This is a genomic window from Streptomyces sp. NPDC052682 (assembly GCF_040678435.1).
Taxonomy (GTDB): Bacteria; Actinomycetota; Actinomycetes; order Streptomycetales; family Streptomycetaceae; genus Streptomyces.
Window position 1 is genome coordinate 260637 of record NZ_JBFATS010000001.1, and the last position, 16673, is coordinate 277309.

Below are 16673 nucleotides of genomic sequence, written 5' to 3' on the forward strand. Positions count from 1 at the left end.
CGGAGCGCCGGCCGGTACCGGAGGACAGGCCGGTCACGGAGCGCCGGCCGGTCCCGGAGGACAAGCCGGTCACGGAGCGCCGGCCGGTCCCGGAGGACAAGCCGGTCACGGAGCGCCGGCCGGTCCCGGAGTGCAGGTCCGGCGCGGAACGCGGGCCGGTCATGGAGGGCAGGTCGGGCGCGGTGACGGGCAGCGGCGCTGAACGGCCCTGCCACGCTCCGCTGGCGAACCAGTCGGCGGCCTGCTGGGCGGTGGGCCGGTCCTCGGGCCGCTTGGCGAGCAGGCCCAGCAGGTAGCCCTCGAAGGCGGGCGGCAGGGGCACGCCGAGCCGGCTGGGCGGCTCGGGCAGGGCGTCGAGGTGCTGGTGGAGAATGGCCATGGCCGACTCCGCGTGGAACGGCGGGCGCCCGGTGAGCAGGTGGTACAGCACGCACCCGAGGGCGTAGACGTCGGCCGCCGGCCCGGCGGGCTTGCCCAGGGCGCGCTCGGGCGCCAGGTAGAGGCTGGTGCCGACGATCTGCCCGGTCGCGGTGAGGGCGGCGGCCGGATCGTCGACGAACCGGGCGATGCCGAAGTCACCGATCTTGACGGTGCCGTCCGCGGCCAGCAGCAGATTGCCCGGCTTGATGTCCCGGTGGACGACGCCCTGCCGGTGCGCGACGGCCAGACCGGCCGCCGCCTGCGCGGCGATGTCGGCGACCCGCTCGGCGGGCAGGGGCCCGGAGCGGGCCAGGACGCCCGCGAGGCTGTCGCCCTGCACCAGTTCCATCACCAGGAACAGCCGGTCCTCGTACGCGCCGAAGTCGAGTACGCCGACCACGTGCGGATGGTTGAGCCGCCCGGCGGTCTGCGCCTCCAGACGGAACCGGGAGGCGGCCGTGGGGTCGGAGTCCTGCCCCAGCAGCAGCTTCACGGCCACGGGCCGGCCCAGCGTCTCGTCGTACGCCCGCCAGACCTCCCCCATCGCGCCGCGCCCGATGGCAGTTTCCAGCCGATACCGGCCCGCAATCAGCACCTGCGTGTCTTCCTCAGTTCCGTGACGACTCGGCGGCCGCAGGCCGAACCCCCCGTGGGGACACGGAGGGTGGTGGGAGCCGCAGCCGACCCAGCGTACCGGCCTTCGGACAGATGACGACTCGTCAACCTCGTACTCTGCGCCCGCACTTGGTCACACGGCGGGACCCGGAGACGCCCTGCGCCTGCCCAACTGTGACAATCACCCGCATGACGCCCGGCACCCCGCCCTCCTCCGGCGACGACCGCTACCTCCTGGACAACGCGCAGTCCGAGGCGGGCCTGCGTTTCGACGCGCTCAGCGACCTGTTCGACCCGTCCACCTTCCGCCACATCGAGCAGCTCGGCATCGCCCCGGGCTGGCGCTGCTGGGAGGTGGGAGCGGGCGGCACCTCGGTGGTGACCTGGCTGGCCGACCGGGTCGGACCGGACGGCCGGGTGGTGGCCACCGACATCGACACCTCGTGGGCCGAGGCGGCCCGCGGAGGCGTCGTCGAGGTGCTGCGCCACGACGTCGGCCGCGACGACCCGCCGGGGGACGGCTTCGACCTCGTCCACGCCCGGCTGGTGCTGGTGCACGTCCCCGAGCGGGAGCGGGCCCTGCGGGCGATGGCCCGGTCGCTCCGGCCGGGCGGATGGCTCCTCGTGGAGGATGCCGACCCGGCGTTGCAGCCGTTGATCTGCCCGGACGAGTACGGGCCCGAGCAGCGGCTCGCCAACCGGCTGCGGGCCGGGTTCCGTACGCTGCTGGCCGCCCGCGGCGCCGACCTGGCCTACGGGCGCACACTGCCCCGGCAGCTGCGGGAGGCGGGCCTGACCGACGTGGCGGCGGACGCGTACTTCCCGATCACCTCTGCGGCCTGCGCCGCGCTGGAGGCGGCGACGGTCCGGCAGGTGCGCGGCCGGCTGGTCGCCGCGGGCCTGGCGACCGACGAGGAGATCGACCGCCATCTCGCCGCCGTCACCGCGGGCCGCCTCGACCTGGCCACCTCCCCGATGATCTCGGCCTGGGGGCGCCGCGCGTAGTGGAGGAACTCCCTTACGGCACGACCCCCGTGCTGCTGCGGGTGATGGTGCGCGCCGCCGCCACGGCCGGACGCACTCACAGGGCCGGGAAGACCGCTGCGAAGAAGAGCCACAGCAGTACGGCCCAGAAGACCGCCGCCGCCGCCGACACGAGCAGGGAACTGCGCCACTTCAGCACCAGGAAGGGGAAGAGCACCAGGCCCGCCAAGGGGCCGGCCACGCCGATCGACATGCGGGCGGCCTCACCCAGTGTTCCGGCGCGCCCCGAGGCGATACGACGCAGCAACCGCTGGGAGACCACACCGTAGAAGCCGAAAACGACCGGGAAGAACCACAGCGGCGTGATCGTGACCAGCTCGGACTCGTCGAACTCGTCGAACATGACGAGGTAGATGAGCCCGGCACCCAGCAGGCCGCCGAGCAGCGCGGTCACGTAGAGCGCGGTCAGCCCGATCGGCTCGACGGCTGCGGACGGCACGGCTGCGGGTGCAGCGTACGGAACGCCGGGCGCCGGGACCCGGACCACCTCCCGGCAATGGGGGCAGCGGACGTCCTGCCCGGCGCGACCGGCCGGAGCCGAGATCAGGTGCCCGCACGAGGCCTGGAACTCCACCTGCTGACCTGGGTGCATGCGCTGCCCCTTCCTCTGCCGCCCGAACTGGGGAGAACCTAGCCGCGCGGCTTGGCCGCCGTCTCCTGCCGGCCCCGGCGGCGCGCGCGTCGCCCCAGGTCGGACGCAGGACGGCGGATCCCCGCCCCGGCCCGGTCCGGGAATCCGGGAGACGCTGGTCGGACGGCGAGGAGCTCAGGGTGCCGAGACGATGACGGGTTCGGGCCGGTGCCGCCTCGGGCATGCTGCCGTCGCACTGCGATCACCGAACGGCGCGTCGGCCTCTTCTGGCGCGACTGCCGCCATCGCAGCGGCGGATGGGTACGATTCGGCCGGTTCCGCCGGTCGGGATGCGGGGAAGGGGGGCGTCGGGGTGGCCGCGTTCGGCGAGTTGACGGCGGGAGATCCGGGTCGGGTCGGCCGGTACCGGATCGTGGCCCGGCTGGGGGCCGGCGGCATGGGCCAGGTGTATCTGGGCCGCTCCCCCGGTGGCCGCGCGGTCGCCGTGAAGGTCGTACGTCCCGAGCTGGCCGGAGATCCGGAGTTCCGGCGGCGGTTCGCGCGCGAGGTCGCCGCCGCCCGACGGGTGAACGGGGTGTTCACCGCGGGTGTGGTCGACGCCGACATCGACGGGTCCCCGCCGTGGCTGGCGACCGCCTACGTGCCGGGCGTGTCCCTGGGCGAGGCGGTGAGCGCGTACGGCCGGTGGGCGGCGGCGCCCGTGGTCGCGCTGGGCGCGGCACTCGCCGAGGCGCTGGAGGTGATCCACGCGGCCGGAGTGGTCCACCGGGACCTCAAGCCGTCCAACGTGCTGCTCGCGGTGGACGGGCCGCGGGTGATCGACTTCGGGATCTCGGTGGTCGGCGGCGCCAGCGCGCTCACCGGCACCGGCATGGTGGTGGGCACGCCGGGATTCATGGCCCCGGAGCAGGTGGTCGGCGGACCCGTCGGTCCTGCCTGCGACGTCTTCGCCCTGGGCGCGGTGCTGGCCTACACGGCCACCGGGACGGCGCCGTTCGGAACCGGCCCTGCGCACGCGGTCAACTTCCGCGCCGTCTACGAGAAACCCGGCCTGGAAGCCGTTCCGTCCGGCTTGCGGGACCTGGTGGAGTCCTGCCTGGCGAAGGAGGCCGCCGAGCGGCCCGAACTGCCCGCGCTGCTGGAGCAGCTGACCCGCCTTGCCGGGGACGATCCCCCGACCGCCCGGTCCCTCGCCGGAACCGACTGGCTGCCCACCCCGGTCGCCCGGGAACTGAGTACCCGTCCGGCCCTCCCCGTGCCCACCCCCGTGTCGCCACAGACGTCTGCTGCCGCCGTCACGCCGGCTTCCCGTCCCGAGGTCCCGATCGAGGACCGCACCGCATCCGGCCCGCCCGGGAGCACCGCGACCGTTGCGCTCCGGCCGGCCGCCGGGACCGCCGCCACTCCGTCCGGGCCGCCCCTGGCATCCCTGCCGTCCCGGCGGCACGTCCTGCTCGGCCTGGCCGGCACCACCGCCGCCGCGGGAGTCAGCTGGGCCGCAGCGGCCCTGGCCGAGCACTACTACACCGGCCGTACGGTGCCGACCGACGCCAGGACAGAGGCGACGACGATGTGGAGCCTCGACCTCCGCAGCCCGATCACCGCACCGCCGGTCCTGGCAGACGGCCTGCTGTACGTCACCACACGCGAGTCTGTGACCGCGGCGGACGCCGCCGGCGGATCGCATCGGTGGAAAACCGACACCACCGCGTCCCGGACCGCCGTGGCCAGGGGAAGGGCGTACCTGGTCAACGGGGCATACGTCAGGGCGTTGAACGCCGCGACCGGCCGGAACAGCTGGTTGTTCCACGCCGACACCGAGCTGAACGGCTGGCTGAGCGTGGTCGACGGCGTGGCGTACACGGGTGGGAAGGAGGCCGCGTACGCCATCGACGCCGCCTCGGGCAAGCAGCGGTGGACGCTGCCGCTGCGGCGTGCGATGTCTTGGGACCCGGTGGTCGCCGACGGTGTGGCGTACCTGGTCGGCGGCGGCACCGTGTACGCGGTGGACGCGGCCACCGGCGAGCGACGCTGGACGTTCGAGGTGGGTGACGACGTGTCCGCACGACCCAGACTGGCGGACGGCGTCCTGTACGTCGGCCACGACAGCGACAGCGGCGGCGCCAACACGCTCTACGCAGTGGACACCGCGACCGGCGAACCGCGCTGGCAGACCGACCTGGGCGACTGGGTGCGCACGCTGGCGGTGGCCGGCGGGCGGGTCTTCGCCGGCGTGACGGGGAAGTCCCTGTACGCGCTGGACGCCGCCACGGGCGCGCGGCGTTGGTCGTTTCGCACCGGGAGCTATGACTACATGGCGCCGGTGATCGCGGACGGCGTGGTGTATGTCGGCAGCGAGGGCAACCGGCTGAACGCCCTGGACGCAGCGACCGGCGAGCGACGCTGGACGTTCTCGGCCGGCGACACCGTGCGGGCGGACCCGACGGTGACCGGCGGAGTCGTGTACGCCGTCGGCCAGGGCGGCACACTGTCGGCAGTGGACGCCGCTACCGGCAGCTTCCTGTGGAACTTCGCGACGGGGGCGCAGGCGGACTACGCCCCCGTGGTGACCGACGACATGCTCTACCTGTCCAGCGGCCCGAACCTGCACGCCCTGGCCGTGTGAGCAGGTCAGGGCCTGTTTCTGGTGGGGCGGGTGGGACTCGAACCCACGGCCGACGGATTATGAGTCCGCTGCTCTAACCGGCTGAGCTACCGCCCCATAGCGGCGTGTCGCGTACATGTGTGCGCGCCGTCTGCCGCAGCATAGCCGCTCATACGATCTCCTGCTTCGGATGGTCGGCTGCGTACGGCCTACGTGACCATGAGGACTCCGCTGCACCGCACGCGGTTCCCGCGAAGATCCAGGAAGTCCGGCCCCGGACATGAAAAAGGACCCCGGTGGGGTCCTCGTTCAGCGTGCTCCCCCGACTGGACTCGAACCAGTAACCTGCCGGTTAACAGCCGGCTGCTCTGCCAATTGAGCTACGGAGGACCGAGCTCCCCCGACTGGACTCGAACCAGTAACCTGCCGGTTAACAGCCGGCTGCTCTGCCAATTGAGCTACGGAGGAATGACTCGTTGCATCGAACGCATCTGCCTGGGTATTCGCCAGGGGGCGCGCGCTCGCTGCGACACATACATTAGCGCAAGCAGGGGGGTGCTTTGCCAATCGGCACTCCCCGTCGCCGACGCCGTACCGGAGACCTGTGCAAGGGAAGGGTGGCCGCCATGCGTTACCGGCTCACGTTCGTCGCCGGAGCAGCTGTGGGTTACGTGCTGGGCACACGTGCCGGGCGCGAACGCTACGAGCAGTTGAGGAAGTCCGCCCGGCGGATCGCGCAGAACCCCACCGTCCGCAACACCGCCGAGACGGCGGCCCAGCAGAGCCGCGAGATCGCCGGCAAGGCGTACCACGTGGTCAGCGACAAGGTCGGCGACCGCGTCCCCGACTCGGTGGCGCACCGGGTCCGCTCCCTGAAGGAGCGCGCGACCCACGGGCCGGGCGAGGACGACTGGGGCACCAGCAACACCTGACGCCGACGGCGCGTACGACGCCCTGAGGGGCGCGGGGAACCGCGCGAGCAGCCGCGACGCACCCGCGCCCGCACCCGGCGGCTGCCCCGGCGGCGCCCACGGCCCGAGCCGGCCCTGCGGTACGGCAGAATTTTCGCCATGGGGATAGTCGCCGGGTTGGACAGTTCGCCCGATTTCACTCGCATCGTCGTCTGCGACACGGACACGGGAGCCGTGCTCCGGCAGGGCTATGCGCCGCATCCGGTGGAGATGCCGGAGGGCGGAGGGCGCCCGGCCGACGTCGATCCGCAGGCGTGGCTGCTGTCCCTGGGCGAGGCCGCGGGCGGCGGGCTGCTGGAGGGTGTGCAGGCGATCGGGGTGTCCGCGCAGCAGAACGCGGTCGTACCGCTGGACGCGCAGGGCGGCACGGTCCGTCCGGCGATGGTCGGTGCCGACAGGCGGACGCAGGTCGCCGCGGCCGATCTGATCGACGCGCTCGGCGGGCGTGAGGCGTGGGCGCAGGCGGTGGGCTGCGTACCGCAGGTCGCGCAGCCGGTGACCAAGCTGCGCTGGCTGGCCCGCACCGAGCCGGACAACGCCCTGCGCACCGCCGTGCTGATGCAGGCGCACGACTGGCTGGTGTGGCAGCTGCTGGGGCGGCCGGTGCGGCGGACCACGGACCGCGGCGGTGCCTCGAGCACCGGGTACTGGTCGGCGGCCACCGGGGCGTACCGGCCCGACCTGGTGGAGCTGGCGCTCGGGCACCAGGTCCTGCTGCCGGAGGTGATCGGCCCGGCCGAGGCGGCCGGTACGACGCCGGAGGGGCTGCTGATCTCCGCGGGCACCGGGGAGACGATGGCCGCCGCCTTCGGGCTCGGGATCGGGCTGGGCGACGCGGTGGTGTCGCTGGGCGCGTCCGGGTCGGTCATGGCCGTGCACCCGGAGGCCCTCGTCGACGGCAGCGGGATGATCACCGCCCTGGCCGACGCGACCGGCATGCACCTGCCGGTCGTGACCACCCAGAACGCCGTACGGGCCCTGCGGGGGGCCACCGAGCTGCTGGGGCTGCCGGATCTGGAGAGCCTGTCCGACCTGGCGATGAAGTCGACGCCGGGGGCGCACGGGCTGGTCCTGCTCCCCTATCTGGAGGGTGAGCGCACCCCGCACCTGCCGCACACCGCCGGGACCCTGGCCGGGCTGAGACGGGAGTCGATGAAGCCGGAGCACCTGGCGCGGGCCGCGTTCGAGGGGATGCTGTGCGGGCTCGCCGACGCGCTGGACGTGCTGCGCGGCCGGGGCGTGGAGGTGCGGCGGATCTTCCTGCTGGGGCCGGCCGCCGAGCTGCCCGCGGTGCAGGCCGCGGCGCCCTCGCTGTTCGGGACGCAGGTCGTGGTGCCGCAGCCCGCCGACTACGCCGCGATCGGTGCCGCCCGGCAGGCCGCCTGGGCGCTCGGCGTGTCCCAGGGCACTCTCGACCCGCGCACCCCGCCGGCCTGGCAGGGCGCGGCGGCGCAGGTGCTGGAGCCCGGTGAGGAACTCGCGGTGGGCCAGGCGGTGCGGCAGCAGTTCGTGTCGGTCCGGGAGCAGACCCATCCGGGGGCGTTCCGCCCCTAGGCCGGCCGGGCCCGGCGGGATCCGCTGAGGGATTAATCGGTTGAGGTAACGCGGGTGGAGTGTTCGACGATAGGGGCCAGGGGCAACCGACCGCCCTTCCCCTCCTCGCCGACTCCGAGAGAAGCAGCGTGCTCATACGACTTCTGCGGGCCCACCTCGGTCCGTACCGAAAACCCCTCACCCTGCTGGTGCTGCTGCAGTTCCTGCAGACCTGCGCCACCCTCTACCTGCCCACGCTGAACGCGGACATCATCGACCAGGGCGTCGTCCACGGCGACACCGGCTACATCCTCGGCTACGGCGGCCTGATGGTCGGCATCTCGCTGGCGCAGGTCGTGTGCAACATCGGGGCCGTGTACTACGGCGCCCGTACGGCCTCCGCGCTCGGGCGGGACGTCCGGGCGGCCGTGTTCGACCGGGTGCAGTCGTTCTCGGCGCGCGAGGTGGGTCACTTCGGCGCGCCTTCGCTGATCACCCGTACGACGAACGACGTCCAGCAGGTGCAGATGCTGGCGCTGATGACGTTCACGCTGATGGTGTCGGCGCCCATCATGTGCGTGGGCGGCATCGTGATGGCGCTCGGCCTGGACGTGCCGCTGTCCGGGGTGCTGGTGGCGGTGGTGCCGGTGCTCGGCGTCTGCGTGACGTTGATCGTACGGCGGCTGCGGCCGCTGTTCCGGGCCATGCAGGTCCGGCTGGACACGGTGAACCGGGTGCTGCGGGAGCAGATCACCGGCAACCGGGTGATCCGGGCCTTCGTGCGGGACACGTACGAGCAGCAGCGGTTCCGCAAGGCCAACGCCGACCTGACCGACATGGCGCTGGGCACCGGCAACCTGCTGGCGCTGATGTTCCCGGTGGTCATGACGGTGGTGAACCTGTCGTCGATCGCGGTGGTGTGGTTCGGTGCCCATCGCATCGACAGCGGCGGGATGCAGATCGGCGATCTGACCGCCTTCCTCGCCTATCTGATGCAGATCGTCATGTCCGTGATGATGGCCACCTTCATGTTCATGATGGTGCCGCGCGCGGAGGTGTGCGCCGAGCGCATCCAGGAGGTCCTCGAGACCGAGTCGAGCGTCGTGCCGCCGGTCGCGCCCGTGACGGAGCTGCGGCGGCACGGGCACCTGGAGATCCGGGGCGCGGGGTTCCGCTATCCGGGTGCCGAGGAGCCGGTGCTGAAGGCGATCGACCTGGTGGCGCGGCCCGGTGAGGTGACGGCCGTGATCGGGTCGACCGGCAGCGGCAAGTCGACGCTGCTGGGGCTGGTGCCCCGGCTGTTCGACGCCACCGACGGGGAGGTGCTCGTCGACGGCGTGGACGTACGGACCATCGATCCGCGGCTGCTGGCCAGGACGGTCGGGCTGGTGCCGCAGAAGCCGTACCTGTTCGCGGGGACGGTGGCGACCAACCTGCGCTACGGCAACCCGGACGCCACCGACGAGGAGCTGTGGCACGCGCTGGAGGTGGCGCAGGCCAAGGAGTTCGTCGAGCGGCTGGAGGGCGGGCTGGACGCGCCGATCGCGCAGGGCGGGACCAACGTCTCCGGCGGTCAGCGCCAGCGGCTCGCCATCGCCCGGACGCTGGTGCAGCGGCCGGAGATCTACCTCTTCGACGACTCCTTCTCCGCGCTGGACTACGCCACCGACGCGGCCCTGCGCGCGGCCCTCGCACGGGAGACCGCCGAGGCGACCGTGGTGATCGTCGCCCAGCGGGTGGCGACCATCCGGGACGCCGACCGGATCCTGGTCCTCGACGAGGGCCGGGTGGTGGGCTCCGGCCGGCACCACGAACTGATGGCGGACAACCAGACCTACCGGGAGATCGTGCTCTCCCAGCTGACGGAAGCGGAGGCTGCCTGATGGCCGGGCCGATGGGGCGGATGATGGCCGGCGGCGGCCCCGATCAGCGGTCGATGGACTTCAAGGGGTCGGGCAGACGGCTTCTCGCCCGGTTCCGTCCGGAGCGGCTGACCATCTACGCGCTGCTGCTGTGCGTGCTGCTGAGCGTCGGGCTCAACGTCGTCGGGCCGAAGATCCTCGGCAGGGCGACCGACCTGGTCTTCGCCGGGATCGTCGGGCGGGAGATGCCGCGGGGGGCGAGCAAGGAGCAGGTCCTTGACTCCATGCGCGAGCGCGGGGACGGCGACGTCGCCGACATGCTGCGCGGCACGGACTTCACCCCGGGCCAGGGCATCGACTTCACCGCCGTCGGGCGTGTGCTGCTGCTCGCGGTGGCCGTGTTCGCCGTCGCGGGGCTGCTGATGGCGGTGGCGACCCGGCTGGTGAACCGGACCGTGAACCGGACGATGTACCGGATGCGGGAGGACGTGCAGACGAAGCTGTCCCGGCTGCCGCTGTCGTACTTCGACCAGCGGCAGCGCGGCGAGGTGCTGAGCCGGGCGACCAACGACATCGACAACATCGGGCAGACGCTGCAGCAGTCGATGGGCCAGCTCATCAACTCGCTGCTGACCATCATCGGTGTGCTGGCGATGATGTTCTACGTCTCCTGGATCCTCGCGCTGGTGGCGCTGGTGACCGTGCCGCTGTCGTTCGTCGTCGCCACCCGGGTCGGCAAGCGGTCGCAGCCGCACTTCGTGCAGCAGTGGCGCACCACCGGCAAACTCAACGCGCACATCGAGGAGATGTACACCGGGCACGCCCTGGTGAAGGTGTTCGGGCGGCAGGAGGAGTCGGCGCAGCAGTTCGCCGAGCAGAACGAGGCGCTGTACGAGGCGGGTTTCCGGGCGCAGTTCAACAGCGGCATCATGCAGCCGCTGATGTTCTTCGTCTCGAACATCAACTACGTGCTCGTCGCGGTCGTCGGTGGTCTGCGGGTGGCCTCGGGCGCGCTGTCGATCGGTGACGTGCAGGCGTTCATCCAGTACTCGCGGCAGTTCTCGATGCCGCTGACGCAGGTCGCGTCGATGGCGAACCTCGTGCAGTCCGGTGTCGCCTCCGCCGAGCGGGTCTTCGAACTGCTCGACGCCGAGGAGCAGCAGGCCGACCCGGTGCCGGGGGTGCGGCCGGAGCGGCTGCGCGGCCGGGTGGAGCTGGAGCACGTGTCGTTCCGCTACGACCCCGACAAGCCGCTCATCGAGGACCTGTCGCTGACGGTGGAGCCCGGGCAGACGGTCGCCATCGTCGGCCCGACGGGCGCGGGCAAGACCACGCTGGTCAACCTGCTCATGCGGTTCTACGAGGTCACCGGCGGGCGCATCAGCCTCGACGGGGTCGACATCGCGGAGATGTCCCGCGACGAGCTGCGCGCCGGGATCGGCATGGTGCTGCAGGACACCTGGCTGTTCGGCGGCACCATCGCCGAGAACATCGCGTACGGGGCGGCCCGGGAGGTCACCCGCGGGGAGATCGAGGAGGCCGCGCGGGCCGCGCACGCGGACCGGTTCATCCGGACCCTGCCCGACGGCTACGACACCGTCATCGACGACGAGGGCACCGGGGTCAGCGCCGGTGAGAAGCAGCTCATCACCATCGCGCGGGCGTTCCTGTCCGACCCGGTGATCCTGGTGCTGGACGAGGCGACGTCGTCGGTCGACACGCGCACCGAGGTGCTGATCCAGAAGGCGATGGCGAAACTGGCGCACGGGCGGACCTCGTTCGTCATCGCGCACCGGCTGTCGACGATCCGGGACGCCGACACGATCCTGGTGATGGAGAACGGCTCGATCGTCGAACAGGGCGCCCACGCGGAGCTGCTGGCGGCCGACGGGGCCTACGCGCGGCTGTACAAGGCGCAGTTCGCGCAGGCCGTCGCCGAGGTCGACTAGGCGGGCGGGGGGCCGCTCCCCGGGAGCGGCCCCCGGCTCAGTCCAGGTAGCCGCGCAGCTGGTCGGCGAAGGCGTGGTCGCGGAGCTTGTTGAGGGTCTTGGACTCGATCTGCCGTATCCGCTCGCGGGTGACGCCGAAGATGCGGCCTATCTCCTCCAGGGTGCGGGGGCGGCCGTCGGCCAGGCCGTAGCGGAGCTGGACCACCTTGCGTTCGCGTTCGCCGAGGGTGGAGAGCACCGCCTCCAGGTGCTCGCGCAGCAGCAGGAACGCGGCCGACTCCACCGGGCTGGTGGCGTCGCCGTCCTCGATGAGGTCGCCGAGGGCGACGTCGTCCTCCTCGCCGACCGGGGCGTGCAGGGAGACGGGTTCCTGGGCGAGGCGCAGCACCTCCCTGACCCGCTCGGGCGGCAGTTCCAGGTGGGCGGCGACCTCTTCGGGGGTGGGTTCCTGGCCGCGCTCCTGGAGCAGGCGGCGCTGTACGCGCACCACCCGGTTGATGAGCTCGACGACGTGCACGGGCACCCGGATGGTGCGGGCCTGGTCGGCCAGGGCGCGGGACATGGCCTGGCGGATCCACCAGGTCGCGTACGTGGAGAACTTGTAGCCGCGGGCGTAGTCGAACTTCTCCACGGCCCGGATCAGCCCGAGGTTGCCCTCCTGCACCAGGTCGAGCATGGTCAGGCCGCGCCCGACGTACCGTTTGGCGACGGAGACGACCAGCCGCAGGTTGGCCTCGATGAGGCGGCGCTTGGCCATCCGGCCCATGACCACGAGCCGGTCCAGGTCGTGGGCGAGCCGGCTGTCCAGGTCGGGCGTGCTGAGCAGCTTCTCCTCGGCGAACAGGCCGGCCTCGACACGGCGGGCCAGTTCCACCTCCTCGGCCGCGGTGAGCAGGGGGATGCGGCCGATTTCCCGCAGGTACTGGCGGAACAGGTCCGAGGAGGGGCCGCCCGTCTCGGTGACCCGGGCCGGCACGACGGTCTCCGTGACCGTCTCCAGCGCCTCGGCGGGCGGCTCGGCCGGGTCGGCCGGGGCCGGCGGCTCCGTCTCGGGGTGGTGCGCGGCACGGCCCGGCGCGGGCATCGCGACGAGCACGCCCGTCTCCGCGTCGGGTTCCGTGCCGTCCGTACACGTGTCGGTCGGTATCAGGGTCTGGGTCTGCACGGAAGCGACCTCCAGGATGATCGCTGCTGGGGGGTACGGCAGCGGTACTTCGGGGGCGGAGTCGGCGGCCTCGCCGCTGTCCGTCCCGTACGCGATGAGCGGAACCGCGGGGGTCTGGGACCCGTCGGGGACGGATCGGCCGCGCTCCGAGGACTCAGGCACCGGAACCCAGTGTGGGGTACGACACATCGTCGCCACGAGGGGCGTGCGATGACTTTTTGCGTCCGGTCCGTGACCGCGCGGTGACCCTCGCCCGGAAATCCGGATGCCCGCGCTCCCCCCGGTCTGCCACGATCCGGGGGTGTCCGCTTCTCCTTCCCCTTCCCCTTCCCCTTCCGCCGCCCCGCCCGCGTCCGTGTACGAGTCCCATGTGACGGTCCGTTGTGCCGGTCCCGGCGCCCGGGCGCGGCTGCGCCGGTGGGCGGACGCGGCCGGTCTGAAGCTGACGCACATCGTGCTGGCCCGCGGCCGGGTGCGGGAGCAGCCGATGCTCACGCTGTCCGGCTCCGCGTCGTACGCCGAGCAGGCGGCGCGGGTGCGCCAGGTCGTGGCGCGGCTGCGGGCGGACGGGTTCGAGCCGGTCCGGGTGAAGACCGAGTCGGCACCGTGGGCGCCGGAGGTGCCGGCGCGGCTCGGCGCGGACGACGAACGGTACTTCGAGCACCATGTGAAGCTGCTGCTCGACGCGGACACCGACCTGGCCGCGCTGGCGGCCCGGGTGATCCCGCACGGGGCCCATCTGTCGTGGAACGCGCGGCGGCCGCGGGCCGGTGCCCGGCACGAGCGGTTCGTGACGCAGCGGTGCCGCGGGGTGGGCGCCGAGGGGGCGGGGCGGGCGCTGCAGCGGCTGCTGGCGGAGCTGGACGGGTTGGACGTGCTGGGCGTGGAGCGGGAGTTCGTGCTCTACGACAGTGATGTGTCGGTGGACGACGGCTGGATCGAGGAACCGGTGAGGGCAGGCGGATGAGCGGGTCGGCGTGGCAGGGGTTCGGGTGGCGGAGCACCGATATACCGCGGGAGCCGCTGGACGAGGCCACCCGCAGGGCCGAGGACCTGCCGAAGACCCTGCAGTGGGTGCCGGGTGACGACGTGACGCAGCGTCCGGTCTTCGACCCGTCGCTGAAGCAGTATCAGAACGCCTACCGGGCGACCGACCCCCGGTTCGGCGACCCGGCGCGGGGTGCGGCGTGGCGGGCGGCCCGGCGCCGGGCCCTGTACCTGGTGCTGGAGGCGATCGCCGGCTCGCAGTGGGTGGACGCGCTGGTGCTGCGGGGCAGCGTACTGATGGCGGCGTGGTTCGGGGACGCCGCCCGGGAGCCCGGCGACCTGGACTTCGTCGTCGTCCCCCACACCTGGCGGATGGAGGACGGCCGGACCGAGCGGATGCTGGCCGGGATCGCACAGGCGGCGCAGGAGCTGGCCGACGCGCGCGGACGGCAGGTCGGCATCTCGGCCCGGGGCGCGGTGGTCGAGGACATCTGGACCTACGACCGGGTGCCGGGCCGCCGCATGGTGCTGCCCTGGGGCGCGCCCGGGCTGCCCGGCGGGCATGTCCAGCTCGACTTCGTCTTCACCGAGCGGCTGCCCGAGGAGCCCGGGCCGGTCGAGCTGCCGGGCGGCGCGCTCGTGCAGGCGGCCACCCCGGAGCTGTCCCTGGCCTGGAAGCTGATGTGGCTGATCAACGACCTGCACGCCCAGGGCAAGGACCTGTACGACGCCGTGCTGCTGGCCGAGCGGCACCCCCTGCGCTACGAGTTGCTGCACGAGGTGTTCCGGCTGTCGGGCGAGTGGCCGTACTCGTACCGCGAGGAGATCCTGCTGGAGGACGTGCGGGAAGCGGTCGCGTCCGTGGAGTGGGAGCACTTCGTGACCGAGTATCCCCGGTTCAGGGATGCCGAGCAGGAGTTCGCGGACCGGCTGGTGCGGGCCGTGACGCCGACGTTCGAGGCGGCCGGGGGCTGACCCGGCTCACAGCGCGGCGGCGCCGTGCGCCCGCAGGGCCTGGTCGTACTGCTGGAGCACCCACAGTTCGTTCTGGACGGCGGCCAGCTGGGCGGGGTCGCCGCCGGTGGACAGGCGGGCCACGGTGCTCTGCAGGTCGCGGATGCGGCGTTCCACCGCGCGGCGGCGGACGGTGACCAGCTGGGCGCCGGCGTAGGTCTCGTCGGCCTCCTTGGCGCCCCGGTGCAGCAGGATCGGCTCGACCGCGAGCTCGGTGACCATGGCGCGGACGGTGTCGTCGGGAGCCGCCTCGCGCACCCGGACCAGATAGTCCTGCGGGTCCTGGGTGCCGTACTCGGCGCCGCCCGCGTCGAGGATGGCCTGGCGTACGGCCGCGTAGGGCGGGGCGGTGAACTCGTCGACGCCGTACGCGTCGAAGGCCGGGGAGACCAGCTCGGGTCGCTGGAGGGCGAGTTTGAGCAGCTCGCGTTCGGTGGCGTAGACGGGGTTGCGCAGGTTGAGGGCCGGGCCGCGCGGGGCCGCCGGGGCGGGGGCGGTGTACTGCTGCGGGCCGCGCTGGTGCCGGTCCGGGGCGGGGCCCTTGGTGCCGCGTTCCCGGGCCCAGCGGGCCAGCTGGGCCACACGCTTGACGACGAACTGGGTGTCGAGGATGCCGAGCATGCCGGCGAGCTCGACGGCGACCTCGTGCTGGGCGCCGCTGTTCTTGATGCGGGCCACGACGGGGGCGGCCTCGTCCAGGGCCGCCGCGCGGCCCGCCGGGGTGTCCAGGTCGTAGCGGCCGACAATCTGGCGCAGCGCGAACTCGAAGAGCGGGGTGCGGGGTTCGACCAGGTCGGCGACGGCCTCGTCGCCCTTGGCGAGGCGCAGCTCGCAGGGGTCCATGCCGTCCGGGGCGATGGCGATGTAGGTCTCGGCGGCGAACTTCTGGTCGTCCTCGAAGGCGCGCAGGGCCGCCTTCTGGCCGGCGGCGTCACCGTCGAAGGTGAAGATCACGCGGGCGCTGCCGTTGTCCATGAGCAGCCGGCGCAGGATCTTGATGTGCTCGCCGCCGAAGGCGGTGCCGCAGGTGGCGATGGCCGTGCGGACCCCGGCGAGGTGGCAGGCCATGACGTCGGTGTAGCCCTCGACGACGACCGCCCGGGAGGTCTTGGCGATCTCCTTCTTCGCCAGGTCGATGCCGTACAGGACCTGGGACTTCTTGTAGATCGCCGTGTCGGGGGTGTTGAGGTACTTGGGGCCGTTGTCCGCCTCGTACAGCTTGCGGGCGCCGAAGCCGACGACGTCGCCGCCGATGTCGCGGATGGGCCACATCAGACGGCCCCGGAAGCGGTCGATCGGGCCGCGGCGACCCTCCTGCGCGAGGCCGGAGAGGATCAGCTCCTTGTCGCTGAAGCCCTTGCCGCGCAGGTAGCGGGTGAGGTGGTCCCAGCCCTGCGGGCTGTAGCCGACGCCGAAGTGCACGGCGGCGGCCTGGTCGAAGCCGCGTTCGGCGAGGAAGATCCGGCCGGTCTCGGCCTCGGGGGAGGTCGCGAGCTGTTCCGCGTACCACTCGGCGGCCAGCTTGTGCGCCTCGACCAGGCGGATGCGCTCACCGCGCTGGTGGGTGGGGTTGTACCCGCCCTCCTCGTAGCGCAGGGTGATGCCCGCCTGGGCGGCGAGGCGCTCGACCGCCTCCGAGAAGGAGAGGTGGTCGATCTTCATCACGAACGTGATGGTGTCGCCGCCCTCCTGGCAGCCGAAGCAGTGGAACAGCCCCTTGCTGGGGCTGACCTGGAAGGACGGTGACTTCTCGTCGTGGAACGGGCACAGGCCCTTGAGGTTGCCGCCGCCCGCGCCCCGCAGCTGGAGGTACTCGGACACCACGGCGTCGATCGGGACCGCGTCCCGTACCGCCTTCACGTCCTCGTCGTTGATCCGTCCTGCCACGGAGTGATTCTACGGGGCAGGAATGACAC

12 protein-coding genes and 3 tRNA genes are annotated in these 16673 nt (G+C 72.5%); 8 read left to right on the plus strand and 7 right to left on the minus strand.

Features of this window, described 5'->3' with window-relative positions; genetic code table 11:
• On the minus strand, positions 1-1015 hold a 1015-nt coding region (locus AB0K80_RS01140; protein WP_365664541.1), incomplete at its 3' end, for a serine/threonine-protein kinase.
• A gap of 209 nt (positions 1016-1224) precedes the next feature.
• Here AB0K80_RS01140 and AB0K80_RS01145 point away from each other — a divergent pair.
• A complete protein-coding gene (locus AB0K80_RS01145) occupies positions 1225-2040 on the plus strand; it encodes a methyltransferase domain-containing protein (protein ID WP_365664543.1) in 816 nt (271 codons plus the stop codon).
• A 76-nt stretch (positions 2041-2116) separates the two neighbouring features.
• Here AB0K80_RS01145 and AB0K80_RS01150 read toward each other — a convergent pair whose 3' ends face one another.
• Positions 2117-2518: a hypothetical protein gene (locus AB0K80_RS01150; protein ID WP_365664545.1), complete on the minus strand. Its 402-nt coding sequence runs from the start codon at positions 2516-2518 to the stop codon at positions 2117-2119.
• 505 nt (positions 2519-3023) lie between these two features.
• Between AB0K80_RS01150 and AB0K80_RS01155 the strand changes: the two genes are divergently transcribed.
• Positions 3024-5297, plus strand: a complete 2274-nt coding sequence (locus AB0K80_RS01155; RefSeq protein ID WP_365664547.1) for a PQQ-binding-like beta-propeller repeat protein — start codon at positions 3024-3026, stop codon at positions 5295-5297.
• 19 nt (positions 5298-5316) lie between these two features.
• Here AB0K80_RS01155 and AB0K80_RS01160 read toward each other — a convergent pair.
• From AB0K80_RS01160 to AB0K80_RS01170, 3 genes are all read right to left on the minus strand, one after another.
• Positions 5317-5393 (minus strand) — tRNA-Ile (locus AB0K80_RS01160).
• Between the two features lie 200 nt (positions 5394-5593).
• Positions 5594-5666: transfer RNA gene (locus AB0K80_RS01165), tRNA-Asn, on the minus strand.
• A 5-nt stretch (positions 5667-5671) separates the two neighbouring features.
• Positions 5672-5744 (minus strand) — tRNA-Asn (locus AB0K80_RS01170).
• Between the two features lie 158 nt (positions 5745-5902).
• Between AB0K80_RS01170 and AB0K80_RS01175 the strand changes: the two genes are divergently transcribed.
• The 4 genes from AB0K80_RS01175 (at position 5903) to AB0K80_RS01190 (ending at position 11591) form a co-directional block, all read left to right on the plus strand.
• Positions 5903-6208 (plus strand): YtxH domain-containing protein, encoded by a 306-nt coding sequence (locus AB0K80_RS01175; protein ID WP_365664549.1) that lies wholly within the window; start codon positions 5903-5905, stop codon positions 6206-6208.
• Between the two features lie 138 nt (positions 6209-6346).
• Positions 6347-7801: an FGGY family carbohydrate kinase gene (locus AB0K80_RS01180; protein ID WP_365664551.1), complete on the plus strand. Its 1455-nt coding sequence runs from the start codon at positions 6347-6349 to the stop codon at positions 7799-7801.
• 128 nt (positions 7802-7929) lie between these two features.
• Positions 7930-9663 carry an ABC transporter ATP-binding protein gene (locus tag AB0K80_RS01185; protein ID WP_365664553.1) on the plus strand — a complete coding sequence of 578 codons (1734 nt, stop codon included), beginning with the start codon at positions 7930-7932 and terminating at the stop codon, positions 9661-9663.
• Positions 9663-11591: an ABC transporter ATP-binding protein gene (locus tag AB0K80_RS01190; RefSeq protein WP_365664555.1), complete on the plus strand. Its 1929-nt coding sequence runs from the start codon at positions 9663-9665 to the stop codon at positions 11589-11591. Before AB0K80_RS01185 ends, AB0K80_RS01190 begins: the two co-directional genes overlap by 1 nt.
• Before the next feature lie 37 nt (positions 11592-11628).
• Here the strand turns inward: AB0K80_RS01190 and AB0K80_RS01195 are convergent, their stop codons facing one another.
• The gene (locus AB0K80_RS01195; protein WP_365664556.1) at positions 11629-12918 is read right to left on the minus strand and encodes an RNA polymerase sigma factor; all 1290 of its coding nucleotides are present in this window, start codon (positions 12916-12918) and stop codon (positions 11629-11631) included.
• Between the two features lie 103 nt (positions 12919-13021).
• Between AB0K80_RS01195 and AB0K80_RS01200 the strand changes: the two genes are divergently transcribed.
• A complete protein-coding gene (locus AB0K80_RS01200) occupies positions 13022-13723 on the plus strand; it encodes a hypothetical protein (protein WP_365664558.1) in 702 nt (233 codons plus the stop codon).
• Positions 13720-14718, plus strand: coding sequence for a nucleotidyl transferase AbiEii/AbiGii toxin family protein (locus AB0K80_RS01205; RefSeq protein ID WP_365664560.1), 999 nt, complete (start codon positions 13720-13722; stop codon positions 14716-14718). Before AB0K80_RS01200 ends, AB0K80_RS01205 begins: the two co-directional genes overlap by 4 nt.
• Positions 14719-14724: 6 nt before the next feature.
• On the opposite strand, the gene dnaG is transcribed toward AB0K80_RS01205, so the two are convergent.
• Positions 14725-16644: a DNA primase gene (gene dnaG / locus AB0K80_RS01210; protein WP_365664561.1), complete on the minus strand. Its 1920-nt coding sequence runs from the start codon at positions 16642-16644 to the stop codon at positions 14725-14727.
• Positions 16645-16673: the final 29 nt, after the last annotated feature.